The organism is Chryseobacterium lactis (assembly GCF_003815875.1).
GTDB lineage: Bacteria > Bacteroidota > Bacteroidia > Flavobacteriales > Weeksellaceae > Chryseobacterium > Chryseobacterium lactis.
Map to the genome: position 1 here is coordinate 3,403,937 of NZ_CP033924.1, position 24,047 is coordinate 3,427,983.

23 protein-coding genes are annotated in these 24,047 nt (G+C 35.7%); 13 read left to right on the plus strand and 10 right to left on the minus strand.

Annotated elements, in window-relative coordinates:
- The first annotated feature begins 78 nt into the window (after positions 1-78).
- Entirely contained in the window at positions 79-750 is a 672-nt protein-coding gene (locus tag EG342_RS15090; protein WP_103293355.1) for a MarR family winged helix-turn-helix transcriptional regulator, read from the plus strand.
- A gap of 184 nt (positions 751-934) precedes the next feature.
- On the opposite strand, the gene EG342_RS15095 is transcribed toward EG342_RS15090, so the two are convergent.
- Complete coding sequence (locus EG342_RS15095) at positions 935-1,882, minus strand: beta-1,6-N-acetylglucosaminyltransferase (RefSeq protein ID WP_246008629.1); 948 nt, start codon at positions 1,880-1,882, stop codon at positions 935-937.
- Positions 1,883-2,164: 282 nt separating this feature from the next.
- Between EG342_RS15095 and EG342_RS15100 the strand changes: the two genes are divergently transcribed.
- Positions 2,165-2,524 carry a response regulator gene (locus EG342_RS15100; protein WP_164465189.1) on the plus strand — a complete coding sequence of 120 codons (360 nt, stop codon included), beginning with the start codon at positions 2,165-2,167 and terminating at the stop codon, positions 2,522-2,524.
- Between the two features lie 57 nt (positions 2,525-2,581).
- On the opposite strand, the gene EG342_RS15105 is transcribed toward EG342_RS15100, so the two are convergent.
- From EG342_RS15105 to EG342_RS25195, 3 genes are all read right to left on the minus strand, one after another.
- Positions 2,582-2,929, minus strand: a complete 348-nt coding sequence (locus EG342_RS15105) for a nuclear transport factor 2 family protein (RefSeq protein ID WP_103293352.1) — start codon at positions 2,927-2,929, stop codon at positions 2,582-2,584.
- Between the two features lie 111 nt (positions 2,930-3,040).
- The gene (locus EG342_RS25380; RefSeq protein ID WP_213084021.1) at positions 3,041-3,187 is read right to left on the minus strand and encodes a bacteriocin-like protein; all 147 of its coding nucleotides are present in this window, start codon (positions 3,185-3,187) and stop codon (positions 3,041-3,043) included.
- Positions 3,188-3,215: 28 nt separating this feature from the next.
- Entirely contained in the window at positions 3,216-3,359 is a 144-nt protein-coding gene (locus tag EG342_RS25195; RefSeq protein WP_164465190.1) for a bacteriocin-like protein, read from the minus strand.
- Positions 3,360-3,644: 285 nt separating this feature from the next.
- Between EG342_RS25195 and EG342_RS15110 the strand changes: the two genes are divergently transcribed.
- The 3 genes from EG342_RS15110 to EG342_RS15120 are packed head-to-tail and all read left to right on the plus strand — an operon-like array spanning position 3,645 to position 5,557.
- Positions 3,645-4,502, plus strand: coding sequence for an alpha/beta fold hydrolase (locus tag EG342_RS15110; RefSeq protein WP_246008630.1), 858 nt, complete (start codon positions 3,645-3,647; stop codon positions 4,500-4,502).
- Positions 4,503-4,542: 40 nt separating this feature from the next.
- The gene (locus EG342_RS15115) at positions 4,543-5,136 is read left to right on the plus strand and encodes a dihydrofolate reductase family protein (RefSeq protein ID WP_103293351.1); all 594 of its coding nucleotides are present in this window, start codon (positions 4,543-4,545) and stop codon (positions 5,134-5,136) included.
- Positions 5,137-5,191: 55 nt separating this feature from the next.
- Complete coding sequence (locus tag EG342_RS15120) at positions 5,192-5,557, plus strand: VOC family protein (protein WP_103293350.1); 366 nt, start codon at positions 5,192-5,194, stop codon at positions 5,555-5,557.
- 154 nt (positions 5,558-5,711) lie between these two features.
- On the opposite strand, the gene EG342_RS15125 is transcribed toward EG342_RS15120, so the two are convergent.
- Positions 5,712-7,166, minus strand: coding sequence for a sigma 54-interacting transcriptional regulator (locus EG342_RS15125; protein ID WP_103293349.1), 1,455 nt, complete (start codon positions 7,164-7,166; stop codon positions 5,712-5,714).
- A gap of 75 nt (positions 7,167-7,241) precedes the next feature.
- Complete coding sequence (locus tag EG342_RS15130) at positions 7,242-8,381, minus strand: vWA domain-containing protein (protein ID WP_103293458.1); 1,140 nt, start codon at positions 8,379-8,381, stop codon at positions 7,242-7,244.
- A gap of 345 nt (positions 8,382-8,726) precedes the next feature.
- On the opposite strand from EG342_RS15130, the gene EG342_RS15135 reads away from it, so the two are divergent.
- From EG342_RS15135 to EG342_RS15155, 5 genes are all read left to right on the plus strand, one after another.
- On the plus strand, positions 8,727-9,650 hold the full coding sequence (locus tag EG342_RS15135) for a hypothetical protein (protein ID WP_103293348.1): 924 nt from the start codon (positions 8,727-8,729) through the stop codon (positions 9,648-9,650).
- A gap of 584 nt (positions 9,651-10,234) precedes the next feature.
- Complete coding sequence (locus tag EG342_RS15140) at positions 10,235-11,962, plus strand: sensor histidine kinase (protein ID WP_103293347.1); 1,728 nt, start codon at positions 10,235-10,237, stop codon at positions 11,960-11,962.
- Positions 11,946-12,599, plus strand: a complete 654-nt coding sequence (locus tag EG342_RS15145) for a LuxR C-terminal-related transcriptional regulator (protein ID WP_164465191.1) — start codon at positions 11,946-11,948, stop codon at positions 12,597-12,599. The genes EG342_RS15140 and EG342_RS15145 overlap by 17 nt, the downstream gene beginning before the upstream one ends.
- Positions 12,600-13,169: 570 nt before the next feature.
- The gene (locus EG342_RS15150) at positions 13,170-13,568 is read left to right on the plus strand and encodes an ACT domain-containing protein (RefSeq protein WP_103293346.1); all 399 of its coding nucleotides are present in this window, start codon (positions 13,170-13,172) and stop codon (positions 13,566-13,568) included.
- Positions 13,569-13,699: 131 nt separating this feature from the next.
- Positions 13,700-14,647, plus strand: coding sequence for an alpha/beta fold hydrolase (locus EG342_RS15155; protein WP_103293345.1), 948 nt, complete (start codon positions 13,700-13,702; stop codon positions 14,645-14,647).
- A gap of 238 nt (positions 14,648-14,885) precedes the next feature.
- Here the strand turns inward: EG342_RS15155 and EG342_RS15160 are convergent, their stop codons facing one another.
- Positions 14,886-15,317, minus strand: coding sequence for a hypothetical protein (locus EG342_RS15160; protein ID WP_103293344.1), 432 nt, complete (start codon positions 15,315-15,317; stop codon positions 14,886-14,888).
- Positions 15,318-15,652: 335 nt separating this feature from the next.
- Between EG342_RS15160 and EG342_RS15165 the strand changes: the two genes are divergently transcribed.
- The 3 genes from EG342_RS15165 to EG342_RS15175 are packed head-to-tail and all read left to right on the plus strand — an operon-like array spanning position 15,653 to position 21,354.
- Entirely contained in the window at positions 15,653-16,906 is a 1,254-nt protein-coding gene (locus EG342_RS15165) for an alkaline phosphatase family protein (RefSeq protein WP_103293343.1), read from the plus strand.
- Between the two features lie 12 nt (positions 16,907-16,918).
- Positions 16,919-19,882: a SusC/RagA family TonB-linked outer membrane protein gene (locus EG342_RS15170; protein ID WP_103293342.1), complete on the plus strand. Its 2,964-nt coding sequence runs from the start codon at positions 16,919-16,921 to the stop codon at positions 19,880-19,882.
- 17 nt (positions 19,883-19,899) lie between these two features.
- Complete coding sequence (locus tag EG342_RS15175) at positions 19,900-21,354, plus strand: SusD/RagB family nutrient-binding outer membrane lipoprotein (protein ID WP_103293341.1); 1,455 nt, start codon at positions 19,900-19,902, stop codon at positions 21,352-21,354.
- Between the two features lie 76 nt (positions 21,355-21,430).
- Here the strand turns inward: EG342_RS15175 and EG342_RS15180 are convergent, their stop codons facing one another.
- The 3 genes from EG342_RS15180 to EG342_RS15190 form a co-directional block, all read right to left on the minus strand.
- Positions 21,431-21,826 (minus strand): VOC family protein, encoded by a 396-nt coding sequence (locus tag EG342_RS15180; protein ID WP_103293340.1) that lies wholly within the window; start codon positions 21,824-21,826, stop codon positions 21,431-21,433.
- Positions 21,827-21,928: 102 nt separating this feature from the next.
- Positions 21,929-22,780, minus strand: a complete 852-nt coding sequence (locus EG342_RS15185; RefSeq protein WP_103293339.1) for a hypothetical protein — start codon at positions 22,778-22,780, stop codon at positions 21,929-21,931.
- A complete protein-coding gene (locus tag EG342_RS15190; RefSeq protein ID WP_103293338.1) occupies positions 22,777-24,018 on the minus strand; it encodes a serine hydrolase domain-containing protein in 1,242 nt (413 codons plus the stop codon). Before EG342_RS15190 ends, EG342_RS15185 begins: the two co-directional genes overlap by 4 nt.
- Between the last annotated feature and the right edge of the window lie 29 nt (positions 24,019-24,047).

A 24,047-nucleotide genomic window follows, 5' to 3' on the forward strand; every position in this document is an offset into this window, starting at 1 on the left:
ATTGTATCTCATTTTATTTTTAAGTCTAAATCAACTATTTATTTCTAAAAAAGTATATTTGTAAACTATTTAATTGAAATGAATTACACACTGATCAAAGATTTTATGGGACTGCTGGAGCAGTTTGAAACTGAAACCCTGGCTTCTCCCGATTCTTATCCGGGAACGTTGCAGGGTTTTAAAACATGGATGTTTGACAAAGAGAATCCCGTGCAGCCCGGAAGTTCTGATGAACCATACTGGGAAGGAAAGGAGAATGGAAGAACACCAGAAAGTGCCATCAATACGTTGCTGGTTCATCTCAACCGATATGCAAAAACCTATTCCAAATCTGCCATTTCAAATTCTGAGTTTTCTACACAGGAAGATTTTATTTATTTAATCAACCTTAAAGCTTTTGGCCAGATGACCAAGATGGAGCTTATTAAGAAGAATATTCACGACAAACCTGTCGGAATGTTGATTATTACCCGTTTGCTTCGTCAGGGCTGGGTAGAGCAGATCGAATCTGATATTGATAAACGAAGTAAGCTCATACATATTTCGGAAGCCGGATTGCAGGCTTTGGAGCGACAGATGGAGAAAATCCGTCAGGCGACCAATATTGTTGCCGGAAATCTTACATACAACGAAAAAATGGATCTGATCCGGATTCTTAACAAACTGGATCGTTTTCATTATCCCATTTTTTCAAGAAATCTGCAGTCTGAAGAACTTATCACAACAGTATATAAAGACTATTCATTTTAATTCGCCTATGAAAAGTTAATTTAAACTTCTGTGTTTACTCGGTGAAATAACAACTTTTTACTTGAATAGCCTTGTAAAATGCTGTCGGTATTTTGTTGGTTGGGTGATGCACAAACTTATAAAAAGTATAAAGATGATCTTTTAGAATTAGGGTATGCCAACGTAAATTCGGATCCACTTAAAATTAATTATTTTGGCGATCATTTCTTTTAATTTCTCTTTCAATTTCATTAATCTGGGGTAGAGGTACGAGGTAACTTTCCTGTATATATTGAAGAATATTTATATTCGTTTTCTTATTTACTTTTCTAATGAAAAGATGATTGCCGGATTTCAGAGATTCAATTAAATTGTCAATATATTGCTCTTTATAAAAAAAAGTTTTTTCAATGATTGCTCTTTTATCATCATTGACTATAATATCATTAAATGCTGTGTTCATAAGGACTGTCGGAAAAAATGATTCAGCTGGTAAAAGTGTATGCAAATAATAATCTTCAAAATCTATCACTCTTTTATTATTCGTCATGAAGACACATGCATCTCTGGTAAGAATAAACCATTTTCTGCCAATATAAGGAGTAACCCCTTTCATAAATTCTCTTTTATAGATAAATGAAGAAATTTTATGCGTTAATTCAGTAAAATGATTTTGTATTCTTCGTAACGTATCGGGTCTATAAAACTCCTGATCATAATAAAATAGATAATTTCTTCCATTATTGACGGTCAGAAATTGACGGATAATATTCTGTGATTTAAGCGGGTAATCTTCACCGCTTAAATTGATGAAGTAGTCCCATTCGTGGCTTACATTCAACAAATATTCCATTGCATTCAGCTCTACCTGAATCATACTGAATCCGCCCGAAACAATATTCATACTTTCTAAAAGATATACATTAGGAAACTGTATAAGATACAATTGTATTATCTCTGTCATTTCCGCTTGAGCTTTCCGGTCAATATGAATAAGGTAGAATTGATCCCTTGTATAGATCTTCTCAAACATTTCTTTAAATACGTCTGGTTGATGATGCACCATAATAAAGTAGGCAATTCTTACTTGAGGTGTAGAATGGGAATCTAAAGTTTGAGAATGAGGATGCGTTAAGGCGAATGATGTATGCATTTGTATAGAATTTAAAATCATCCGCAACATGCAAACAATTCAGCTACAATAAATTTACAAATATCTTTTTGATAATCAGTCTGTTATATTGTGTTTTATTCGTTTTTTTTATTGTACCTTTTAGGAGTCGTTGGTTGTGAGTAAGGGGCTTTTTCCTATCAAAATCCTTTACGAGTTTTTGCCTTTTTTTTTTAATAGACCCTTTCTACCTTAAAATTGATGAAATTATTTCTTATCTCATTATTCAATAATCCTTCATATATTTATCCAAAATTACACGGCATGAAAAAAAAGGTTGTTCTTATCCAGGAGAACGAAGCCATCCTGAATATTATGGATGAAGTGCTGGAAGATGAAGGTTTTGATGTAACACCTTCTTTGACGACAGAACCTATCGAAAATATTGAAGAAATTGATCCTGATGTTGTGGTAGTAGATGATCATATCAAAGGATCGAAAAAAGGCTCAGAGGTTATTAAAGAGCTTAAGTCTGATCCCAATACAGAGGACGTTTCGTCCGTTCTTACTTCTACTGCCCATAATGTTGCCAAGACCGCACAGGAATGTCAGGCTGATGATTTTATCCAAAAACCTTTTGATATTGATCACATGATTGATGTGGTTAAAAAAAATGCAGAGTGACCACTTATTTTTAGGTAATTGAAATGATATTGAGTGGAAATTGGTTGTTTCTGTTAATTAATCCTCAATGACAAAGGCTTCCAGTTCTACCATTTTATTATCCTGAAAACGCCAGACATCACAATAGGAATAATCAACCGTTTTTCCATCTGAATTTTTCATACTTATTTTGCCCACTGCAATAACAATATCATCTTCAGCAACTAGTTTTTCTACTTTGAATGTTGGAGGCTCCAGGTAGTTTTTTGCCATATATTGTCTTACTTCTTCCTTTCCATTGAGAATCTGATCTCCGATGAAATTCCATTTTACATGATCAGCGCAAAAAGACAGAAACCCTTCATAATCTCCTTTGGTAATCGCTGAATTGGCACTTTCTAAAATCTGTTTACTGTTGGTATTCATACTATAATTTCTTTCGTAAATAGGTAAGCCTTCGACTAGAACAAGATTCGAATTCTCGACAAAAAGATACAAAAAAGCCTTAAAACTTGAGATTCTAAGGCCTTTTAATTTTTAACTCAATATATCACATGGAGCAATACAGATCACCCAGGGACATTTTTTTATTCCCGGAGGCGGACAGCATTCTTGAGAGCAACTTGATGCTCCGCCATTAATGGCTTTCAGCTGATCTCTTGAAATTTTTTTGGTATTTTTCATACTTAATAAGTTGGGTTAAACGAAGAAATTAAGGCTGGTTTCCACCGCCACATCCGTCGAACGGCATACATTGCCACTTTCCACCGATTAAGCAAATCTGACCTCCTGGGCAGTTAATTCCTCCCTTAATAGATTTCAATTCCTGTCTTTCAATTTTTTTCAAATTTTTCATAATATTTAACTTTAGTTCTATTCGAAATTAATAAATTTTTATCAACTATAATGGAATTATTGTAGAATATTTATTTTTAAATAAGCTTTTTATAAAGTATTTTACTGTTAATTCCCCGAAATAAAGTGAATTATAATAAATCCAAAGAGGTGTAAATGGGCTTTAAAAAAAATCAAGAATGGAATTATTCATTTACATAAAAATCTTGCCCTTTGGCAAGCCTGCTTTCATCATTACGTACTAATTTTGAATCTAAGTTTTGATCACCTAAATCCACATCATATTATGAAAAATCTTTTTAACACATTACTGATTACGATGATTATTGTATTGGCAGGATCATCATTATACGGACAAAAAATGAAACCTTCGAAAAGCGGATATGCGGATGTAAACGGAGCTAAAACGTATTATGAGGTCTATGGAGAAGGAAGCCCCGTAGTTTTGCTGCATGGTGCCTTTATGACCATTGATCTGAATTGGGGAGAATTAATCCCTGAGCTGTCAAAAAAAAGAAAAGTGATTGCAATCGAATTACAAGGCCACGGGCACACGCCGTTTTCAGACAGAAAATTATCTCATTCCACGTTAGCGAGAGATGTGGAAGGTGTCCTGGATCAACTGAAAATTGAGACTGCTGATATCGTGGGCTACAGCTTTGGCGGTACGGTAGCCTATGAGTTTGCTATTCAAAGCCCGAAACGGCTTAAGAATTTAGTAATTATTTCTTCCACTTATAAAAATATGGGATGGCTTCCTGAAATAAATAATGCAATGAAAACAATGAAGCCGGCCTTTTTCGATAAAAGCCCTATGCATACTGCTTATGATGCGGTTGCGCCGGATAAGACAAAATGGACAAAATTCCTGGAACAGATGATTGCTTCCGCAGGAACACCATTTGATCTGGGTGATGCTAATATTGCTAAAATTTCCGCCCCGGTTTTGATTATTGCCGGTGATAATGACGGATTGGATAAACCGGAACTTATGAAGACCTATCAATTATTGGGAGGTAATATAGCCGCAGATATGGCACCGATGCCGAAATCTCAACTGGCGATTGTTCCTGGACAAAGCCATGTAAGCCTGATGATGCAGACGGCAACGATTTTAAATTATTTGAATAACTTTTTAAAATAATTTCTGATACATAAATTATCAATCACATAAAATATTGGCAATGAGAAAAATAACTGTTTTATCAATGATTTCGTTAGATGGAGTCATGCAGGCGCCCGGTGGATCAGAAGAAGATACATCAGGAGATTTTAAATATGGAGGCTGGACGGTCTCTTATGGGGATGAGCTTTTTGGTAAAATCATGCAGGAGGAATTGAAACCTGCGGATTATCTGCTGGGAAGAAAAACGTTTGATATCTTCTCCTCATACTGGCCGCATCACGATGATTTTTGGCCGGCTATTAATGAAGGAACTAAATATGTTCTATCCCAGACTCTGGAACAATCGGACTGGAAAAATACCGTTTTCCTTAAAGATGTGGAAGATATACAAAAGTTAAAGCAATCTCAGGGTGCAGATATTCAGGTGTGGGGGAGTAGTGAGCTTATTCATCTGTTGTTGCAACATGATCTTGTAGATGAGCTCCGTCTTAAAATCTACCCATTGATCCTTGGTGAAGGGAAAAAATTGTTTGACAGTCATTCGGTTCCTTCAGCTTTTACCTTAACAGAAAGTCATCTGACATCAAAAGGAGTGCTCATCACCCATTACAAACGTGCCGGTGAAATTGTGACCGGTGAAATTGAAATGTAAGACAAAGATTTAACTCGTTTATTTAATTACATTATATACTATTTAAACATAACCTATGGATAATAAATTTCAGGCAGGAATTAATATTGCAATCAAGATTCCGAAAAGTAAATATGAAAAAACAGTTGCTTTTTACAGGGACATTCTGAAGTTACCTGTTGAAGAAAAACCGATTAAGAATCCCACTGTTTCGCGAACTCACGAGGTGAAATTCGGGCATAACGTCATCTGGCTGGATTGTGTCGACAATTATACCCATTCCGAAACCTGGTTACAGCTTACTGTGCCTGATGTAGAAGAAGCAACAAAATATCTGCAGTCAAATGGTGTGGAAACCTGTGACGAAATTGAGGAACTTCCCGAAAATATGCATTGGATTACCGATCCGGCTGGTACTGTATTTAATGTACAGAAAATGTAGTTCCAGCAGTCATTTTTATGTAATTTATTTGGCTTTGGGAGGCAATGTGTTTTCTGAATAATTGTGAGATTATTTCTTCATCTCAACGCAACATAAAAAAGAAAAGTCCTTCAGGTTTTGGCTGAAGGACTTTATTTCTAAATTGATGATTCCTTTAATTTCTCAAAAACTGACCAATCCCTGCAGAATCAAAAGTAAAGGTGGACTGGTTTTCAGATTTGTCTATTTTACTGCTGATGGTTAATGCCCATAACACCAGTTCTCTGCAGAAATTTTGGTCTTCGATGCTCAGGTCTGCTGCATTTTCTTCAATAATTGTTGTCAAAGGACCTACTTTGTTGAGTTTAGCATAGAATTCTTCGTCTGTATCATTATAATTGAGCTGAAGGTGATTCTTATTAAACCATCTGATGAGGTCTGTATATGGGGTTTTTATATCCTCTTTTTCCAACTTCGGAATGCGTGGAAATACATTCTCAAATTGTCGTATAACGGCTTTGTCAATTAACATTTTGGCGACATAATCTGCTCCTTCCTGCTCTCCTTCGTATACCAGTTCAATTTTTCCTGTAATGGACGGAACAATTGACATAAAATCAAGCAAACGAACTGTAGTTTTTTCAGTACCGGATTCTATTAAACGCAGCTTTGCAGCAGCTATTAAATTCTCCATAGCACTGATGGTTAAACGTGCACTTACACCGCTTTTAGCATCAACATATTCGCTGTCGCGGGCTGCAAAAGCAACTTCTTCCAAGAGGTTTTTTGCAAGATCGGGAACTTGTATCTGTGATTGGTCTTCAGCTGAAATCCTGGCTTCCTGCTCCGTAATATGTCTGGCAAGAGCAATCGTTTTAGGATAATGAGTAAAGATCTGTGACCCGATTCTGTCTTTCAACGGGGTTACGATACTTCCTCTATTGGTATAATCTTCCGGGTTGGCCGTGAAGACAAATTGAATATCAAGAGGCATTCTGAGCTGGAATCCACGGATCTGAATATCTCCTTCCTGCAAAATGTTAAATAATGAAACCTGAATCCTTGCCTGTAAATCCGGCAGTTCATTGAGTACAAATATAGAACGGTTGGCACGGGGAATCATTCCGTAGTGAAGAACTCTCTCGTCCGAATAAGGCAATTTTAAAGTTGCTGCTTTAATGGGATCAATATCTCCAATTAGATCAGCGACATTTACATCGGGAGTGGCTAGCTTTTCAAAGAAACGATCGGAGCGGTGTACCCACGAAATAGGAGTTTGGTCACCCATTTCTGCAATCAGGTCTTTGGCATATTTGGAAATAGGGTGAAACGGGCTGTCATTAATTTCAGATCCCTTTACAATAGGCATGTATTCATCCAAAAGGTCTACCATGCTTCTTGCAATCCTTGTTTTCGCCTGTCCGCGCAAGCCAAGCAGATTGATGTGATGACCGGCCAGAATTGCTTTTTTCAACTGTGGAATTACGGTATCTTCATACCCCCAAAGTCCTTCGAATACAGGTTCTTTTGCCTTGATTCTTGAAATTAAATTAGCCTGGATTTCTTCATTGATTGTTTGATCAGTATACCCGGATTTTTTTAATTCTTTGAATGTAATATCGTTTTTCATTTTCTTGTAAGTAATAATAATTATCTGATGAGAAATATAATTGGAATGCTTTAAAATCTTTAATCCAGCATTCGGTTATATTCTCCTTATTCTGTTTTTTTCGTAATCTTCAAAAATCATTTGCCCCAAACCGGATAAACCTGTTAAAAATGCTTTTCCTTTGTTCTGAGCTGTAAATGCTTCCACAAACTGACGCAGGTAAGGGTCCTGAGCAATCATAAAGGTTGTGATCGGAATTTTCAATTTTCTGGCCTGTGCCGCTTTATTGAGACACTGGTTCACAATCATTTCATCCAAACCGTAGCTATTTGTATAAAATTCTCCGGTAGGAAGCTGAATACAGCTTGGTTTTCCGTCAGTAATCATGAAAATTTGCTTGTTGGTATTCCTTTTTCTGCGAAGAATATCCATTGCCAGCTCCAAACCGGCCACTGTATTGGTATGATAAGGCCCGACTTTGAGATAAGGAAGATCCTTTATTTTAATAGGCCACGCTTCGTTTCCGAATACAATAATATCAATGGAATCTTTGGGATATTTTCGTTTAATTAATTCTACCAAAGCCATAGCCACTTTTTTAGCAGGAGTGATGCGGTCTTCACCATATAAAATCATGGAGTGACTAATATCAATCATCAACACTGTACTCATTTGAGCCTTGTGCTTGGTTTCTTCTACTATAAGGTCGTCTTCGGTTAAACGAAGGTCAGCGATTCCGTTATTGATCTGGGCATTTTTTAAACTTTCGGTCATGTTGACTACCGAGAGATCATCTCCATATTGAAAAGAACGATTTTCGCCATCGCGTTCATCTCCAACTCCTGTCTTTGTTGTGCGATGATTTCCTGTGCCGCTTTTTTTCAGTTTTCCAAAAATCTGATCTAATGCATATTCCCGTAATGCTGCTTCCAGTTTGGGCGTCAACACATTTTTTCCTTTTCCTTGTCCGGAATTGCCTTCCTCAGGGTCTTCCTGTTTGATATAGCCACGCTTTTTCAAATCTTCTTCAAAATCCTGAAGGGTATATTCGTCATTGAAAATATCATATTCTTTATCAAGCATGTCAAGCCATTCAAAAGCTTCCTCGATATCTCCGGAAGTGTGGGTGAGCAAATCTTTGAAAATATCAAAGACCCGGTCGAAGTTTGATAATTCTTCGGGGACATGTTTACTGAAGGTAAAGCCTTGCTTAGAATTAAATTCTTTACTAGTCATAAGATAATGAAGCTGTTTTGCTGTTATTTGCTTTTGAATCCTTACCGTTATCATTGAAGATAGAGGCTTTAACGTATTTCTTCAATTTCATTGAGTATTGGCAAAGACTACTTCGTTTCAAACTGAAAAGTTAGGAAAATATCGGCTGAAGAACATCAAAGGAAAATAGATAATACTAATCATGATGATATGGATTTGGAATATTGTGAGAATTGAGAACGATCAATTTTGAGAATGTGGTTTTCCGTAATTGACGCTCCTTTGTTGTTTATATATTTGATTATAGATCAAGTTGATTTTTAATTTAAAATAATAAAGTTTAAGAATAAAAATAAAAGAAAAATAATGAAAATTCTAGTATGTGAAATGTGTAATAGCACCAATTTGGTGAAAGAACAAGATGTTATAACGTGTCAATCCTGTGGTGCCACGTTTTCGACGGATAAAGTCGAAAAAACAGTATCTGATGAGACTCTCGAAGTTACAGGAACTGTGAAAATTGATGTGTCATCTGAATTGACAAATCTTTATGAAATTGCCAGAAGAGCGAAAGAAAGTAATAATAATGAAAATGCTCTTCGATATTATGATATGATTCTAATTAAAGATCCAAACAGTTGGGAAGCTAATTTTTATGTTGTTTATTGTAAGGCAATGTTATGCAAAATTGGTGAAATTGAAATAGGAGCTGTGTCAGTTAATAATTGTATAGACTCAACTTTAAATTTAGTTAAAAGTAATATTGCAGATAATGATAAGCAGAGGATTGTTATTAGAGAACTCAATATGCGTTTATCTTCTATTTCTGAAATGCTTTACAATGCAGCAAAAAATAATTACAATTCCATTGATGCTCAAATTAGAAATAAGTACACTCAGCAGTATATCAATAATGCTTCTTCATGCGCAAATATTGTATATAAATTTGGTGATCGCCTGAGTGTAGTATTTGATGATGTCTATGGTGATTTTTCGTCAGCGGCATGGAAAGTTGGAGTCAAAATGCATTGTGAATATATGAGTTTACTTCAAAACAAGAAATTAAATAACGATTTAATTAATCAATACGTTGAAAAAATAAAAAAGCATGATGCATCTTATCAAGCCCCTGTTTTTAATATATCGCAAGGGGCCTGTTACATTGCTACTGCAGTTTATGGCTCTTATGACTGTTCTGAAGTTTGGATATTAAGACGATTTAGAGATCAGATAAAACATGGTATGGAAAATTTTTTATTTCGATTTATTATAAAACTAGCCCAATTATGATACGGTGGTTTGGTAAAACTGCATGGTTTAAAAAGGTATGGAGATTATTATTGGATAAGTTGACTGAAAGATTATATAATAAAGGAACTAAAAATACACCATATCAGGATAAATAGATACTCATATTAACGAATTGTCCATACTTGTATAGTAGTAAAGCCTCAGAAAAATCTGAGGCTTTACTTATTGTTAATGAACTTTGACATTGATTGTGAATTTTTGTTCAGGATGGGACAATATTCCTGCGATGGGTAAAGGCATAACGCATGATAAAACATGAAAAAAGAGAATATTAAGGAAATATTAATTTTTTTACGTAATCTCAATTTTTTTGTATCTCAGCTAGAAAATATATTTATGTTAATGAAATTTGAATTTTTATGCGTAATTTACTGTGGAGTAGAATTGAATTTTTTAATTTTTATTAAAAAAATACTATTATAAGAAGACGAAAATTAACTTAACTTTGCTAAAATGAATCATATACAGCTTTTGCATAATTTTAAGTAATAAAGTGATATTATTCAAAAACTAATACCAGAGAACTTCAATAAACAGAAAATTAATTTAGCTGACAGGTAGATATGAAATATAAATTCTTAAATTTTAAATTGAGGAAAGTTGTTCATTACTCTTTGATCCTGTGTATTTTATTGATACAGGTGATCATAGCCATCTTTTTTTACAACGAATTTGTCAATGAGAGAAAGCTGAAATTTATTAAAAATCAGCTGGAAGAAAGCAGGGCATTGGGAGGATTGACGGATAATTCCAGAAAAGATTTTATGGAAGCCCAGGCACATCTTCAAAAATATATGGCTACCCAGGACAATAAAGATCTACAGCTTTATTTTCAGTCACTTCAGAAATTGAAAAATAATTTCGACAGAATAAGTGCGTATGAAAATACAAGTCCAAGGCTGAAAGATATGCTTACTCAGCGCAAGAAAGATACTATAAAAGTAACGAGGCTGAAAACATTGATCGATTCTGTATATAAAACTTCTTTGAACCCGCCGGCAAAAATAGAGGACAAGCAGTATGAGCCGGAGAAGTATAAGAATAATTTTGAAGATTTCAATATTCAAACCCGCACCTATGCTGATACTATTAAAAAGAAAGGTTTCATGGGTCGTTTGAAAGATGCGATTACAGGTAATGTGGAAGTTCAGAAGGAAAGTACCGTGGTTACAATGACCAATAACAAAGCCGTAGATCTTTCGAACTTAAAATCAAAGATGGATAATGTAATGAAGTCTATGGATAAGCATTATGCTGCTGAAGTTAAAAAAGTTCAGTTGTACGCTGCTAAAAACCAAAAAGAGAATGTCCGTTTTTACAGTAATTTCAGCAAATTGTTGGTATATAGCAACGGTTTGATAGAAGTTTATGAAAATGCTATCAAGGATTTTAAATCGGAACTGGAAAAAGAATACAATCAGCAAAGTTCAGACAATAATAAGATCAGAAGGTATCTGGTGTTAGGCTTGATGGTTCTGATGTTTATTGTTTCCATTCTGATCATGTACTTTACAAGGGTTGCCTTTATTTATGAAAGGAAGCTTAATGCAGCGAATGAGGAAATTAATAACAACCTTAATTTCAAAAACAGAATATTGGGAATGCTGAGTCATGATCTGAGATCTCCTTTAAAAATTATAAATATTTTCATCGATAAAATCTACAGGACTACACAGGATGAGACAATTAAGGATTATCTGAAATCCATAAAGTTTACCAACAGTACTTTGCTTCTGCAATCGAATCAGATTCTGGAGTATACCAAAAACCAGGATGCTGAGAAAAAGCTTATCAACACGGTTTTTAATCTTAAAGAAGAGGTGAATTCTATCGTAAAAGTCATTACTCCTTATATTGAAACCCGAAATAATAAGTTTGTGGTGTCTGATATGATTCCTGAAAATATGATAGTGCATTCTGACAGTATCAGAATCAATCAGATCTTTATGAACATTTTGGGAAATGCCAACAAGTTTACCGAAAACGGACAGATTGATCTTACCATGATCACCGAACCGATGGATAAAAACAGGATTGCACTTACAACAACGGTGACTGATACAGGAATCGGAATCTCAGAATCAGATTTAAAAAAGATTTTTGAGCCTTATTACCAGGGTACGGTTTCTGATGAGGTGGATAATCTTGGTGCAGGGTTAGGGCTTAATTTATGTAAAGAAATTGTAGAGCTTTTTGATGGTGATATTTCTGTTTCCAGTAAGTTGCATAAAGGAACAAAGATTACGTTCAGATTAATTTTAAATACTAATAATAATGGAGTTAAAAATTGAGAATAAAGAAATTATATTCCTTCTCGCAGATGATCATAGTATCGTAAGACAAGGGATGGAGATTGTCATCAATGAAATTGCTCCCAATGCAAAGGTATATCATACTTCCTCTTTGGAACAGATCACCGAACTGATAGAATCGAAGGGAATCGAAATGGCAATTATCGATGCTCATTTCCCGCATGGAAACAGTTTACACATTTTACCTCAGATAAAAAGTGCACACCCCGATATTAAAATTTTGATTTTCACAGGGCTTGAAGAAGAACTCTACGCGCTTAAATTTATCAAGGCAGGAGCCAATGGCTACCTTAGTAAATTGAGTGAGGAAGACGAAATAAAGGAAGCGCTTTTACATTTTATTCAGAAAGGGGAATATTTTTCGGATGTTTCCCGGCAATTATTGGTTCAGTTTATGTATAACCCGAATTTAATCAGTCCCTTAAGCTCTTTAACAAAGCGTGAGTTGGAAATTGCTGAATTGTATGCGGAAGGATACGGAAATCTTGAGATTGCCAATCAATTGAATATCAAGCAAAATACCGTCAGCACAATCAAGAAAAATATATTTGAAAAGCTAAAAATAGAAAATCTTGTTGAGCTGGTTGATCTGATCAAAACACACCATAAAATCTAGCCTTTTTATACTCTTTTTCATCATCAAAATACGATATCGATAAATATCTATAAAACCACCGAGATGTATCGATGGGTATCGTAGGTGATGATATTCTGTAATGTCGTTACTTTGTAGTAGAAAATTTACCTAATGAGAAAAACGCAAAATTAAATGATTATTTTACTTTTTTGCAGCCAGGTAAATGATTATGACTATTAGAATAATAAACTATAGTACTATACGAATACAAATGATGAAAAGAAATATATAGAAGCGTATGTGACCTTACCGACTTCTTGGAAAAAAAGCCAAAAAAACACAAATACACATAAAGAAGTTGAAAAAAAGGTCTTATAAGGCAAGTTCCCAAAAAGGAGGCGAGAGAGGCCTCCTTTTTTTATTTTCTAATAATCAAGGCCTTTTCTGGTGCCTTAAAATATAGGGAACTCGTTATAACTTTTAATGATATGCTATCGTTTTTGAGATTTCTTTTTTTACATATACTTTAAAAAACAGATTAAAGAGACTCTTTTTTTATCAAATGATAAATCAATGCTCAAACCTATCCTTTAGTTTTGCATAAAAAAGATGTCAGGAGAAAAAGATTTAAAAGTACTGCTTCAACATATGGAGCCCATATTGAATCCGGGAGAATATGTTTTTTGTACTATTGAAGATCTGAGCCAGATTCCAGAGATAAAACAGATTTTATTTTTCTTCAGAGAAGCTGAAGCAATTACCGTTGTTGTCGAAAAGAAGATTGCAGATCAATGGCAGTGGAAGTATACCTATATTGCTTCCTGGATTAGTTTGAATATTCACTCTTCACTGGAGGCAGTGGGCTTAACAGCCGCTTTTGCCAATGCTTTGAAAAAGGAAAATATAAGTTGTAATGTGGTAGCGGCTTATTATCACGATCATATCTTTGTTTCAACAGAGGATGCCGATAAAGCGATGACAGCTTTGAATCTGCTGAGAACAACCTAGATTTATTTTAAATTTTCACCCTTCCAAATGTCTGATTGACTCCCTGAAATGCCTTGTTGGATAAGCTTTCGAGTGTTCCGTTTATGTTTGAGGTGTAGGTTTGCATCATAATCAAACAAAAATAAACTGCAATGAAAACAATCAGAAAAATTTCCGTGGCAAGCCTTTTATGTCTAAGTCTTTTTACCGTAGTGACCATGTCTTGTACGGAAGAAAATGAGCCTCCCACGTTACAGGAGATACAAAATCGTGACCACCAAACAGCCAAAACCCAATGGGTAAATGTTAAAGGCGTTGCTTTTGCCTACCGTGTGCTGGGAAAAGAAGATGGAATTCCATTGGTATTATTGCCCGGATTGGGAGGCTCTATGGATGATTGGGATCCTGCGGTAACCAATGGACTGTCCAAAAAATATAAAGTAATTATTTTCGACAATAAAGGAGTTGCCACTTCAAAAGGAGATACACCGAATACGGTTCAGGCCATGGCTGATGATGCCATCGATTTTATTCAGACCCTGAATCTGAATAAAGTTAATATTATGGGATTTTCAATGGGTGGTTTTGTGGCTCAGAGACTGGTTTTGACCAATCCTTCTTTAATCAATAAAGTAATCTTAACAGGAACCGGCCCACAGGGAGCAATCGGGTTATCCAACTTACCGAATATTATTGCTGGAACAGCCGGATTAAGTCCTGAAGCTTCCTTTCTGAAGTTTGGTTTTACAGAGTCTGCAACAAGTATCGCGGCGGGGAAAGCCTCTTTTGCGAGAATTCAGCTTCGTACCCATGAAAGAGATCTTCCATTAAGCGATGCGTCTTCAAATTCGCAGTTTACAGCAGTTTTAAGTTGGGCACAGCCTAACACCAATGCGCTTACAGAGCTGAAGAATATTAAAAATCCCGTACTTATCGTTCATGGCGAAAATGACCTTCCGGTTTCTGTTCAGAATGCGAAAAATACGGCTCAAAATATAGAACATGCAGAACTGGTGATTTTGCCGGATTCAGGCCATGCTTCTTTTTTTCAGAATCATGGGGCTTTTGTAAGCAAGGCTATTGAGTTTTTAAGTAAATAAACCGAGTCCAACTCAGGAAAAGAAAATGTTTAAACTTATTAAATAAAGTAAAGAAAAATACTGTTTCTCTCTTTTCAACTTTCACATTTATCTTTATTAAAGAGATTATTTTTCTAAACCAATTACCCCGGCAACGAAGTTGCCGGGGTAATTGGTTTGTCAATTTCGATGGAAATGAATATAAAATCTAGAGAATAAATTTATTCCTTTGAAAAATGACAGCAATAGACAAATTTTGTTAGGAAAGTCTATTATCATTTCCGTACAGAATTGCTATTCCCGATCGTTTTAAAATAATCTGATTAATTGCTTTTCGAAAATCATCAATTGCATTGGGTTCTACCATTATTTCAAATTCTACTCTGCATTGAGATTCAGCACGAATTAACATTTCGGCTGCTATTGTTATCTTAACACCAATATGGGAAAGTGAATCAGCAGGATAAAACCTTATTGAAAATCCCGAATCTTTATCTCCAAGTTCAAAGAAAATAAACTTTTCATGTTTTGGAAAATCAATTAATCGGCTACTTAAATGTTTGAGTAATTCAACATCTTCATAAAAAATAGTTGTTCCCGAAAAATAGTTGTTTGATCCTTTAATTTGAAATTGAAATAATTCGTCTTCAAAATTATTTACTTTAAGTTCTAAATACGATTGTAAGTTCATGATTTAATCGCTTGTTTTCTATTAATGCAGATTTCAAATATAAGTGTTTACAGAAAATATTTCGTTAAAGAACCGTTCATACTAAGGTATTTTGTGAGTTTATGTAAATTATTTTTGATGAAAAAATACTTTTAGAGATAATAATAAATTAAAACTATTCTTTTGCTGAAATTATATTTTTATTAAAATTGAATAATAATCAATAATTGCGGCTATTGTCAGCTGTTAAGAACAAAAATTTTAATTAAAGTTAATATTTTCAGTGTATTTGTTAATATTTTGTTAAGACATAAGCCCGTTTTATTATAGAATTTTGCCAAAATAAAAAAATCCATATGAAATCCTTAAAAAAAATTCTGTTTATTCTCATTTCTTTTATCAGTTGTAGCGCGTTTGCCCAGAATCATAAAGCCGGAAAAAAAGTGGTTTTTATCATTGTAGACGGTATCGCTGAAGATATGTTGAATAAAGCTGAAATTCCAAATCTTAACAGGATTAAAAAGGATGGAGCATTGCTGAAAGCTTACGTTGGTGGAGAAAAAGGAGGGTATAGTGAGACCCCCACCATTTCGGCAGTAGGGTATAATAGTTTGCTGACGGGAACGTGGGTTAATAAACATAACGTTTATGACAATGATATCAAAAATCCTAATTATAGCTATCCGACGATTTTCAGACTCTTTAAAGATCAGTTTCCGGATAAAAAAACAGCCGTGTTTTCAACCTGGGAAGACAACCGTACCAAGTTGATTGGCGAAAATCTTGAAGCTACGGGGAAAGTGAAAATGGATTTTTCTTATGATGGAATGGAAAAGGATACCCTGAATTTTCCCCATGACAAACAAAGCAAATATATCCGTAAAATCGACAGCCTTGTAGCCGGAAAGGCAGCAAGCTATATTACAGAAAATGCTCCGGATGTATCTTGGGTATATTTAGAATTTACAGATGATATGGGACACCGTCACGGAGATGGTGACATTTTGTATAAAGCAATTTCTTTTGAAGATCGTCTCATCGGAAAGATATACGATGCGGTAAAAGGGCGCCAGGCAAAATTTGGAGAGGATTGGTTATTTGTAGTAACTACAGATCATGGAAGGTCCGCAAGCAATGGTAAAGGCCACGGCGGACAGAGCGATAGAGAACGTAATACATGGATTGCCATTAACAAACCCAATATCAATTCATATGCAAAGAATAATCGCGTAGCAGTCACAGATATACTACCGACAATTACCAATTTTCTGGATTTGAAGGTTCCTGTAGAGATTCAACAGGAAATAGATGGTATTGACTTACTTAAAAGCAGGACAGCTTATCACCTGAATGCTCAATTATCAGATAAAGTACTTAAGGTAACCTGGAAAACAACAAATCCTTCTGATGAATGGGCAGAAGTTTACATGACAGAGACCAATAATTTCAAAAATAAGGGTAAAGATGCCTATCAACTGCTGGGAAAAACAAAACTTGGTGGCGGGCAGTTTACCTATCCGCTGAAAACCGATCATTCCGATATCTATAAAATTGTTCTGAAAACCAAAGAGGGTTTCCTGAATACCTGGATCAATACACACACTAAATAAAGGAATATACTCATGAAATTACAAATTTTAATTGGGCTGGGCTTAGTCGTCAGCTGGGAAGCGTATGGCCAAAAAGTGTCCCAAATTGGAGATGCTGATACCCTGAAAGCCCATGAAAAAAAGATTGATGAGGTTGTTATTACAGCTTTAGGAATCAAAAAAGAAAAAAAAGCCATAGGCTATGCTGTGCAGGAGGTAAAAGGAGATGTTCTTGAAAAAGCGAAGGAACCCAACTTTATCAACTCACTTTCAGGACGTGTTGCCGGATTGAATATTAAAAACAGCACTGATCTTTTTCAGGATCCGGGCATTAATCTGAGAGGTGCAAAACCTCTTATTGTTATTGACGGAGTACCGGACCGAACTGCTGATTTATGGAGGGTAAATGCAGATGATATTGATAACATCAGTGTATTAAAAGGTCCTACTGCTTCAGCATTATATGGATCTGTTGGTAAGGACGGAGCCATTATGATTACCACAAAAAAAGGGAAAAAAGGAAAGATGACTGTTTCCTTTAACAACTCTACAATGTTTCAGACTTCTTTTATCCGTATTCCAACAGTTCAAACAGTCTACGGAGGCGGGAATAATGGGAAGTATGCCTATATGAATGGAGAAGGCTCCGGCAGTGAAGGCGGCGGATGGATCTGGGGACCCAAGCTGGATCAAAAGGACCCCACCACACCCAGCGGGTATTTTGAGACACCTCAGTACAACAGCCCGGTGGATCCTGTAACAGGAAAACTGGTTCCATTGCCATGGATTTCACGGGGAAAAGATAACATTAAAAATTTCTTTCAAACCGGATTGATTCAATCAAATAATGTAAGCGTTGACTGGGGAAGCGAAAAGGCGACTTTCAGACTTTCCTTTTCCAATATTTATCAGAAAGGTATTGTACCGAATACCGATTTGAAAACAACATCCATCAGCTTGGCCGGATCTGTAAATCCTATTAAGGATCTAATGATTAATTCTACATTAACTTATAATAAAGAATATACTTCCAATTTTCCGGAAGTAGGCTATGGGCCAACCAATTATCTGTATAATCTCGTGTTGTGGACCGGAGCTGATGTCGATGTAAGAGACCTGAGAAATTATTGGGTAGCAGGAAAAGAAGGCTATCAGCAAAGACATTATAATGTGTCTTATTATAACAACCCTTATTTTCAGGCTTATGAATACCTAAGGCCATATTATAAGGATAATGTACTGGGGAATGTTAATGTGGAATACCAGATCGTTCCGAATTTATCAGCGAAAGCTCGGGTAGGCGCTAATATCTACAGTTTGAATCGCGAATTCAGGGAGCCCAAAAGTTATATTGGATATGGTAATAAATCACTGGGGAATTACACTCAGGTTACCGGAAATTATTTTGATATGACTTCAGAATTAGGACTTAAGTATCAGAATCATTATTCTGATAACTTTACATTAAGCGGGGAAGCGTATATCTCTAATTTTTACAGAGAACTTAAGAATAGTGAAATACGGACTGACGGTCTGGTTACTCCGGGATGGTATAATCTATTCAACAGTATAGGCCCTTTATTTTTACCTACGGATGGAAGCCGAAACCGAAAAGAATATGAACAGATTAATAGTGTATATGGCTATGTAGATATGGAATTCTATAAAACATTCTTCCTGAATATGACTGCCCGTTATGATAAAGTTTCAACCCTGCCGAAGGGAAATAATGAATACTTCTATCCCTCCATTTCAGGATCTTTACTATTGAATCAACTGCTTACTCTTCCTTCATGGATCAATTTTGCCAAGTTGCGGGGATCATTTGCCCAGGTTTCTACCGGAAAAATAGCAGATAACACTTACGGCTATATTTCAGCTTTTGAAAAAAGCAATGTCAATTGGAACGGACAATCTTCATTTTATTTCGGAGACATTCTGATTGATGGGAATATCAAGCCTGAAACCGTAGACTCATGGGAAGTGGGGACGAATATCGGATTGCTGAAGAACCGGATTAGTTTAGATGTTGCCTATTTTCAAACCCGTGACTACAATAACCTTGCAAAAATTCCTTTATCAGAAGGCGTAGGTTATAAATATTACCTTACAAACGGGAATGTATATCAAAGAAGGGGGGTAGAATTTACCCTGAATGCAGATATTATCAAACATTCAGATTTTAAATGGAGTTCTCAGCTTAATTTTAGCAGGTATCGAAAATATTTAAAAGAAGCCTATGGCGGTAAAGACTATATTACGGTTTACAATCCTGCCAATGGTCGGGAAAATTTTGTCCGGGTGGGAGAAAGGATGGATAAACTTACTGCTATGCCTTATGAAACTTCCCCGGATGGGCAATTGGTACTGAAAAACGGATATCCGGTAAATTCCACTGCTCCGTTTGAAAGCAAAATGGGATATTCTGATCCGGACTGGACGTATGGATTTTCCCATAATTTTAGCTATCGCAATTTTTCACTCTCTTTACTTTTTGATGGTAGAATTGGCGGAACGATGTATTCTACAACCAATCAAAAAATGTGGTGGGGAGGGATTGCCCCGGGAACTGTCAACCAGTACAGGGACGATGCCAACGCAGGACATAATACATATATCGCACCGGGAGTGCAAGTTGTGAGTGGATCTGTTACTTATAATCAGAATGGAACTATAAAATCAGATACCCGCATTTTTGCTCCCAATGATATTGCGGTCAATTATAATGCTTATATGCAAAGTACAAGTAATGCTTTTGAGAGTAATTATCATTACTACAAGCAGACTTTCATCAAATTAAGGGAAGTGACATTGACCTATAATTTTGAAAAATCCTTTGTGAATAAGCTGAACGTATCTTCGGCAAGTATTTCTCTGATCGGAAGAAACCTCTGGTTGGCTTCTGATATTAAAAATGTAGATCCGGATTCCGGTATGGATCAGCTACAGACTCCGGCAACAAGAAGCTTTGGGGTAAACCTCAATGTGAAATTCTAACCCTAAATACAATTGAAATGAAATCAACCAGAATTTATATATCCTTATTGATGATTGGACTAAGCTTACTCAACTGTAGCAGAGTTGAAGATTATCAGGATGACCCGAACCGTCCTACAAGTGTAGATGCGGGCAATATCCTTCCAGGAATTGAGGTCAATGCCTTTAGTACGATCAAAGCTGAAGCTGCTTTGGCATCAAGACAGTTAACCTATATCAATGGTGTTAATGCCCAGCAGTATTACAATTGGCAGAGAGGATCCTTTGGAGCCTATGATTATATCAAACAGGTGGATAAGATGGTGGGAGAAGCCAGTAAAAAGGGAGTAAAAGAATATATTGCACTTGCTCGCTTCTTTAAAGCTTATTATTTTATTTCATTATCTGAGACATTTGGTGATATTCCTTATAGTGAAGCGATAAAGACAGATAATTTTTACCCTAAATATGATGATCAGAAAATTATCTATAAAAATGTGCTTAATGAGCTTGCGCTGGCCAATACAGAACTTTCTGATCTTAATACTCCTATATCGGGAGATCTTATTTATAACGGTGCTATTTTAAAATGGAGAAAGCTGATTAATTCGTATCGATTGAGAATTCTGATAGATCTCTCAAAAAGAGCAGATGATTCGGACCTGAATGTAAAGCAGATTTTTGCAGATATTGTCAATAATCCTCTTCAAAATCCCATTATGGAAACAGGTGAAGATAGTGGAGCTCTTCCTTTCTACAATCAGGTGAACAACCGCTATCCATATTTTAATAGTAATGATCTCAAAACAGCTTATTATATGGAACAGAGTTTTATGGATAAGCTGAAAAATACCAAAGATCCAAGGTTATTTAAAATAGCAGAAAAGAAAACCAGTACAGTGGGAACGGACCCTTCAGATCCATATAGTTACTATGATGGTTTATATGGAAGTGGTGATTTGGGAGAGAACTCCACCAGAGCTTCTAATGGACTGGCCTCAAGAATTAATCCGAGGTACTTTAATGATCCTATCAATGAACCGGGATTACTAATGGGATATGCCGAATTACAATTTATCTTGGCAGAAGCTACTGTTCGTGGATGGATCGCCGGAAATGCAAATGCATATTACTTAAAAGCAATCAATGCTTCTATGAATTTTTACAAAGTTAATACGACTGATACCAACGCTTATTTGGGCCAATCAACAATTAATCTGCAGCCGGGAAAAGAAATAGAGCAGATTATGGATCAAAAGCATATTGCGTTGTTTTTTAATACCGGATGGAGAGCATTTTATGATCAGAGGAGAACGGGATTTCCTAAATTTAACACCGATGGAAAAGGAATCCTGAATAATGGGAAAATTCCTAAAAGATGGATGTACCCTTCTTCAGAAATTAACAATAACGATAATAATCTCACTCAGGCAATCAATAAACAATATCCGGGGGGAGACGATATCAACGAAACGATGTGGTTGATTAAATAAATTCTGATAAAATACAAACCATACAATAAAAAATACTGCTTTAATCAGGCAGTATTTTTTATTGAAATAAAGGGTCTTAGCTAAACTTTTGAATCGCTTCCATACTTACAGGAGTAAAGAAATTAATTAAATTTCCCTCCGGATCACGGAACAGAAGGGAACGGTTACCCCAAGGCATCGTTGTTGGTTCCTGAGCAATATCCTCAGTGATGGTTTTAATCCTTTCATATTCTTTATCTACATCAGAGACCAGAAATTCTATAATGATGTTCGTACTTCCTGTTGAATCTGCCATATTTTCTCCAAACATTTTCAGGGTACGTGTACTTCCGATGGCAATGGTAATTGTGCCGGCAGAAAGCTCAGCAAAATCTTCTGTATACCATTGAGCGGTTAAGCCGATTGCTTTTTCATAAAATTCAACAGACTGTTTGATGTCTTTAGTGATAATTCTTAATGATGTTAATTTCATTTTGTCTTGCTTTTAATAAGGCAAAGGTAGGAGCGGGAAGTGACAACAGTCTGTCAGGATTGATCGTCTGGTCTAAAGATGAGGTATAGCATAGGTTTAAAATCACTCCGAGTTTTCAGTCTTACATTTATTTGATAGCGTTTTATACCATTTTTTGTATTCGTGATGAAGCGATAAAAAATAGGCTGTAAATTCATCGATCTTATATTCCGGTAGTTCGTACTGGGGTTCATCTTCATCCAGAAATCTTACAGATCCCAGCATAATAGAATTGGGAATTTTTTGAATGGCAACATCTTCACTGTAGGCAGATTGATCGTCTCCTTCATATAAATCCAGGGCGCCAAAAAGATGTAATATTTCATGGGGCAGGGTATATCGTTCACCTTTTCCCACCAGACTTTTGCCTTCAAATTGATTAAACAGAATAGCTGTTTCCAGGAAAGAATCTTTATTTTCTTTGACATAATCCCTATCCGTGAGATTAGCATAGGAAACGCCTTCTCTATTGATAAAGAATACCACATAAACCTGGTCAAAGTCATTATTCCGCTTCAATTCATTATAAAAATCCATCATACTCGGATATCCCAGTTGTTTTATAAGATCATTTTGCCAGAATGGATTATCAACATCATGTGGAGTGGAATTTGAAATGATATCTGTCTTGTAGCCATAATTTTTAAACTTAAAATCAATAGGCTGGCCATATCGGGCTGCTTCTTTTTTTAACCAGCCTGTACCTTCAGGTAAAAGCTCCATGATTTCATTTTTCTGATCCATGGTCCATACCGGATATCCCGGACAGGACACAAAGAAATTTACCTGCAGAATCTTACCTTTAAGACGGTATGCAGAACCGGCCGTTCTAAAATTCAGACGGTTATCTACTATATTTTGTCCCCAGCAAAGAAACATAATCATCATACTGAATAGAAATACTATTCTTTTCATTTCTTATCTTGTACTAAAATTGAATCAATATGTTGAGCGATTGCCTGAAACATTCTTGTTCTGCGTGAATCTCCTTCAGGATCCTCATTGTATTGTGCATAGGCTGAGTTTGAGGCAATAATGATTTTTCTTTCGGGGTTTATATATAAAGATTGTCCATAAACGCCTATCGCGGAAAAATCCGTTCCGTCACGATTGATAGGAATCCACCATTGATTGGTATAGCCTTCCTCCGAGTCTGAATTTTTTCGTTTCCCCTGTATTGAATAACTCTCTATAGGGGTAATCGATTTTTTGATCCATTTTTCTGAAAAAACAGTTTCTCCTCTTTCATTTTTTCCGGCATTTAACATCAGTAACCCGATTTTAGACCAGTCTCTCGTGGAAATAATTAATCCCCCATACGCCAGAAGATTACCCTTTTTATCAGTCAGAAAATACGCATCATCTTCTGCATGAATCTTATTCCACAAAAAATCTGTAAAAAATGTTTGAAGAGGTTGCTTTGTGGCACCAGTTATGACCATGCCCAGTACCTGAGTGTCCATACTGATGTATTGATTGAAAGTTCCCTGAGGACGCATTCTTGTCATTCTTTTTGGATAATCATTAAGGGATCCCTTTAATGAAAAAAGAATAGACTGTACCACATCTGAATTCATATCTGAATAATCTTCAGACCATTTTACTCCCGAAGCCATATCCAGCAGGTTTTGAATTTTCACTTGCTCGTAGACGGTTCCTTTAAGTTGAGGTGCGTATTTTACAGCAGGATCTTCCAGATTTTTAATGAAGCCTTTCTCATAGGCAATTCCCGTTAGTAAGCCGACAACAGATTTAGTGCCTGAAAATATAATTACCGGTTTTTGTTTCTGATTGTTTCTGTAGTAATTTTCAAATATTACTTTTCCGTCTTTAATGACCAAAAGTGAAGTAATTCCTCTGGTTTCTATTTCTTCTAAAGGAAAATATTTTTTTCCTTTGAACATAAATTCTACAGGGAAAATATTGGCTTCTGTATTATTTCTGGGAATAATGTAGGGGCTTATACTCTTATTAAACTTAATGGTAGGATACTGTTCCTGCAATGTCCGGAAACTTTCTGCAATATGGTCTTTGTCAAATACAGCAGCATATTCTTTAAGGACCAGAATATCGCTGATTTTTTCTTTGAAATAAAATACGGCACTTATGATTATACATAAAACAGCTGTACCTATAATAATTTTTTTCTTCATGTTTTTTAGGTGAATTTTAAATGTAAATA

Coding starts and splice junctions, on each gene's coding strand:
- EG342_RS15180 (WP_103293340.1), bottom strand. CDS start 21,826: ATGAAATTAACATCATTAAGAATTATCACTAAAGACATCAAACAGTCT.
- EG342_RS15105 (WP_103293352.1), bottom strand. CDS start 2,929: ATGAATACCAACAGTAAACAGATTTTAGAAAGTGCCAATTCAGCGATT.
- EG342_RS15095 (WP_246008629.1), bottom strand. CDS start 1,882: ATGCATACATCATTCGCCTTAACGCATCCTCATTCTCAAACTTTAGAT.
- EG342_RS15190 (WP_103293338.1), bottom strand. CDS start 24,018: ATGAAGAAAAAAATTATTATAGGTACAGCTGTTTTATGTATAATCATA.
- EG342_RS15120 (WP_103293350.1), top strand. CDS start 5,192: ATGGATAATAAATTTCAGGCAGGAATTAATATTGCAATCAAGATTCCG.
- EG342_RS15185 (WP_103293339.1), bottom strand. CDS start 22,780: ATGAAAAGAATAGTATTTCTATTCAGTATGATGATTATGTTTCTTTGC.
- EG342_RS15130 (WP_103293458.1), bottom strand. CDS start 8,381: ATGACTAGTAAAGAATTTAATTCTAAGCAAGGCTTTACCTTCAGTAAA.
- EG342_RS15140 (WP_103293347.1), top strand. CDS start 10,235: ATGAAATATAAATTCTTAAATTTTAAATTGAGGAAAGTTGTTCATTAC.
- EG342_RS25195 (WP_164465190.1), bottom strand. CDS start 3,359: ATGAAAAATTTGAAAAAAATTGAAAGACAGGAATTGAAATCTATTAAG.
- EG342_RS15145 (WP_164465191.1), top strand. CDS start 11,946: ATGGAGTTAAAAATTGAGAATAAAGAAATTATATTCCTTCTCGCAGAT.
- EG342_RS15110 (WP_246008630.1), top strand. CDS start 3,645: ATGAAAAATCTTTTTAACACATTACTGATTACGATGATTATTGTATTG.
- EG342_RS15090 (WP_103293355.1), top strand. CDS start 79: ATGAATTACACACTGATCAAAGATTTTATGGGACTGCTGGAGCAGTTT.
- EG342_RS15160 (WP_103293344.1), bottom strand. CDS start 15,317: ATGAACTTACAATCGTATTTAGAACTTAAAGTAAATAATTTTGAAGAC.
- EG342_RS15135 (WP_103293348.1), top strand. CDS start 8,727: ATGAAAATTCTAGTATGTGAAATGTGTAATAGCACCAATTTGGTGAAA.
- EG342_RS15175 (WP_103293341.1), top strand. CDS start 19,900: ATGAAATCAACCAGAATTTATATATCCTTATTGATGATTGGACTAAGC.
- EG342_RS15100 (WP_164465189.1), top strand. CDS start 2,165: ATGAAAAAAAAGGTTGTTCTTATCCAGGAGAACGAAGCCATCCTGAAT.
- EG342_RS15150 (WP_103293346.1), top strand. CDS start 13,170: ATGTCAGGAGAAAAAGATTTAAAAGTACTGCTTCAACATATGGAGCCC.
- EG342_RS25380 (WP_213084021.1), bottom strand. CDS start 3,187: ATGAAAAATACCAAAAAAATTTCAAGAGATCAGCTGAAAGCCATTAAT.
- EG342_RS15165 (WP_103293343.1), top strand. CDS start 15,653: ATGAAATCCTTAAAAAAAATTCTGTTTATTCTCATTTCTTTTATCAGT.
- EG342_RS15155 (WP_103293345.1), top strand. CDS start 13,700: ATGAAAACAATCAGAAAAATTTCCGTGGCAAGCCTTTTATGTCTAAGT.
- EG342_RS15125 (WP_103293349.1), bottom strand. CDS start 7,166: ATGAAAAACGATATTACATTCAAAGAATTAAAAAAATCCGGGTATACT.
- EG342_RS15115 (WP_103293351.1), top strand. CDS start 4,543: ATGAGAAAAATAACTGTTTTATCAATGATTTCGTTAGATGGAGTCATG.
- EG342_RS15170 (WP_103293342.1), top strand. CDS start 16,919: ATGAAATTACAAATTTTAATTGGGCTGGGCTTAGTCGTCAGCTGGGAA.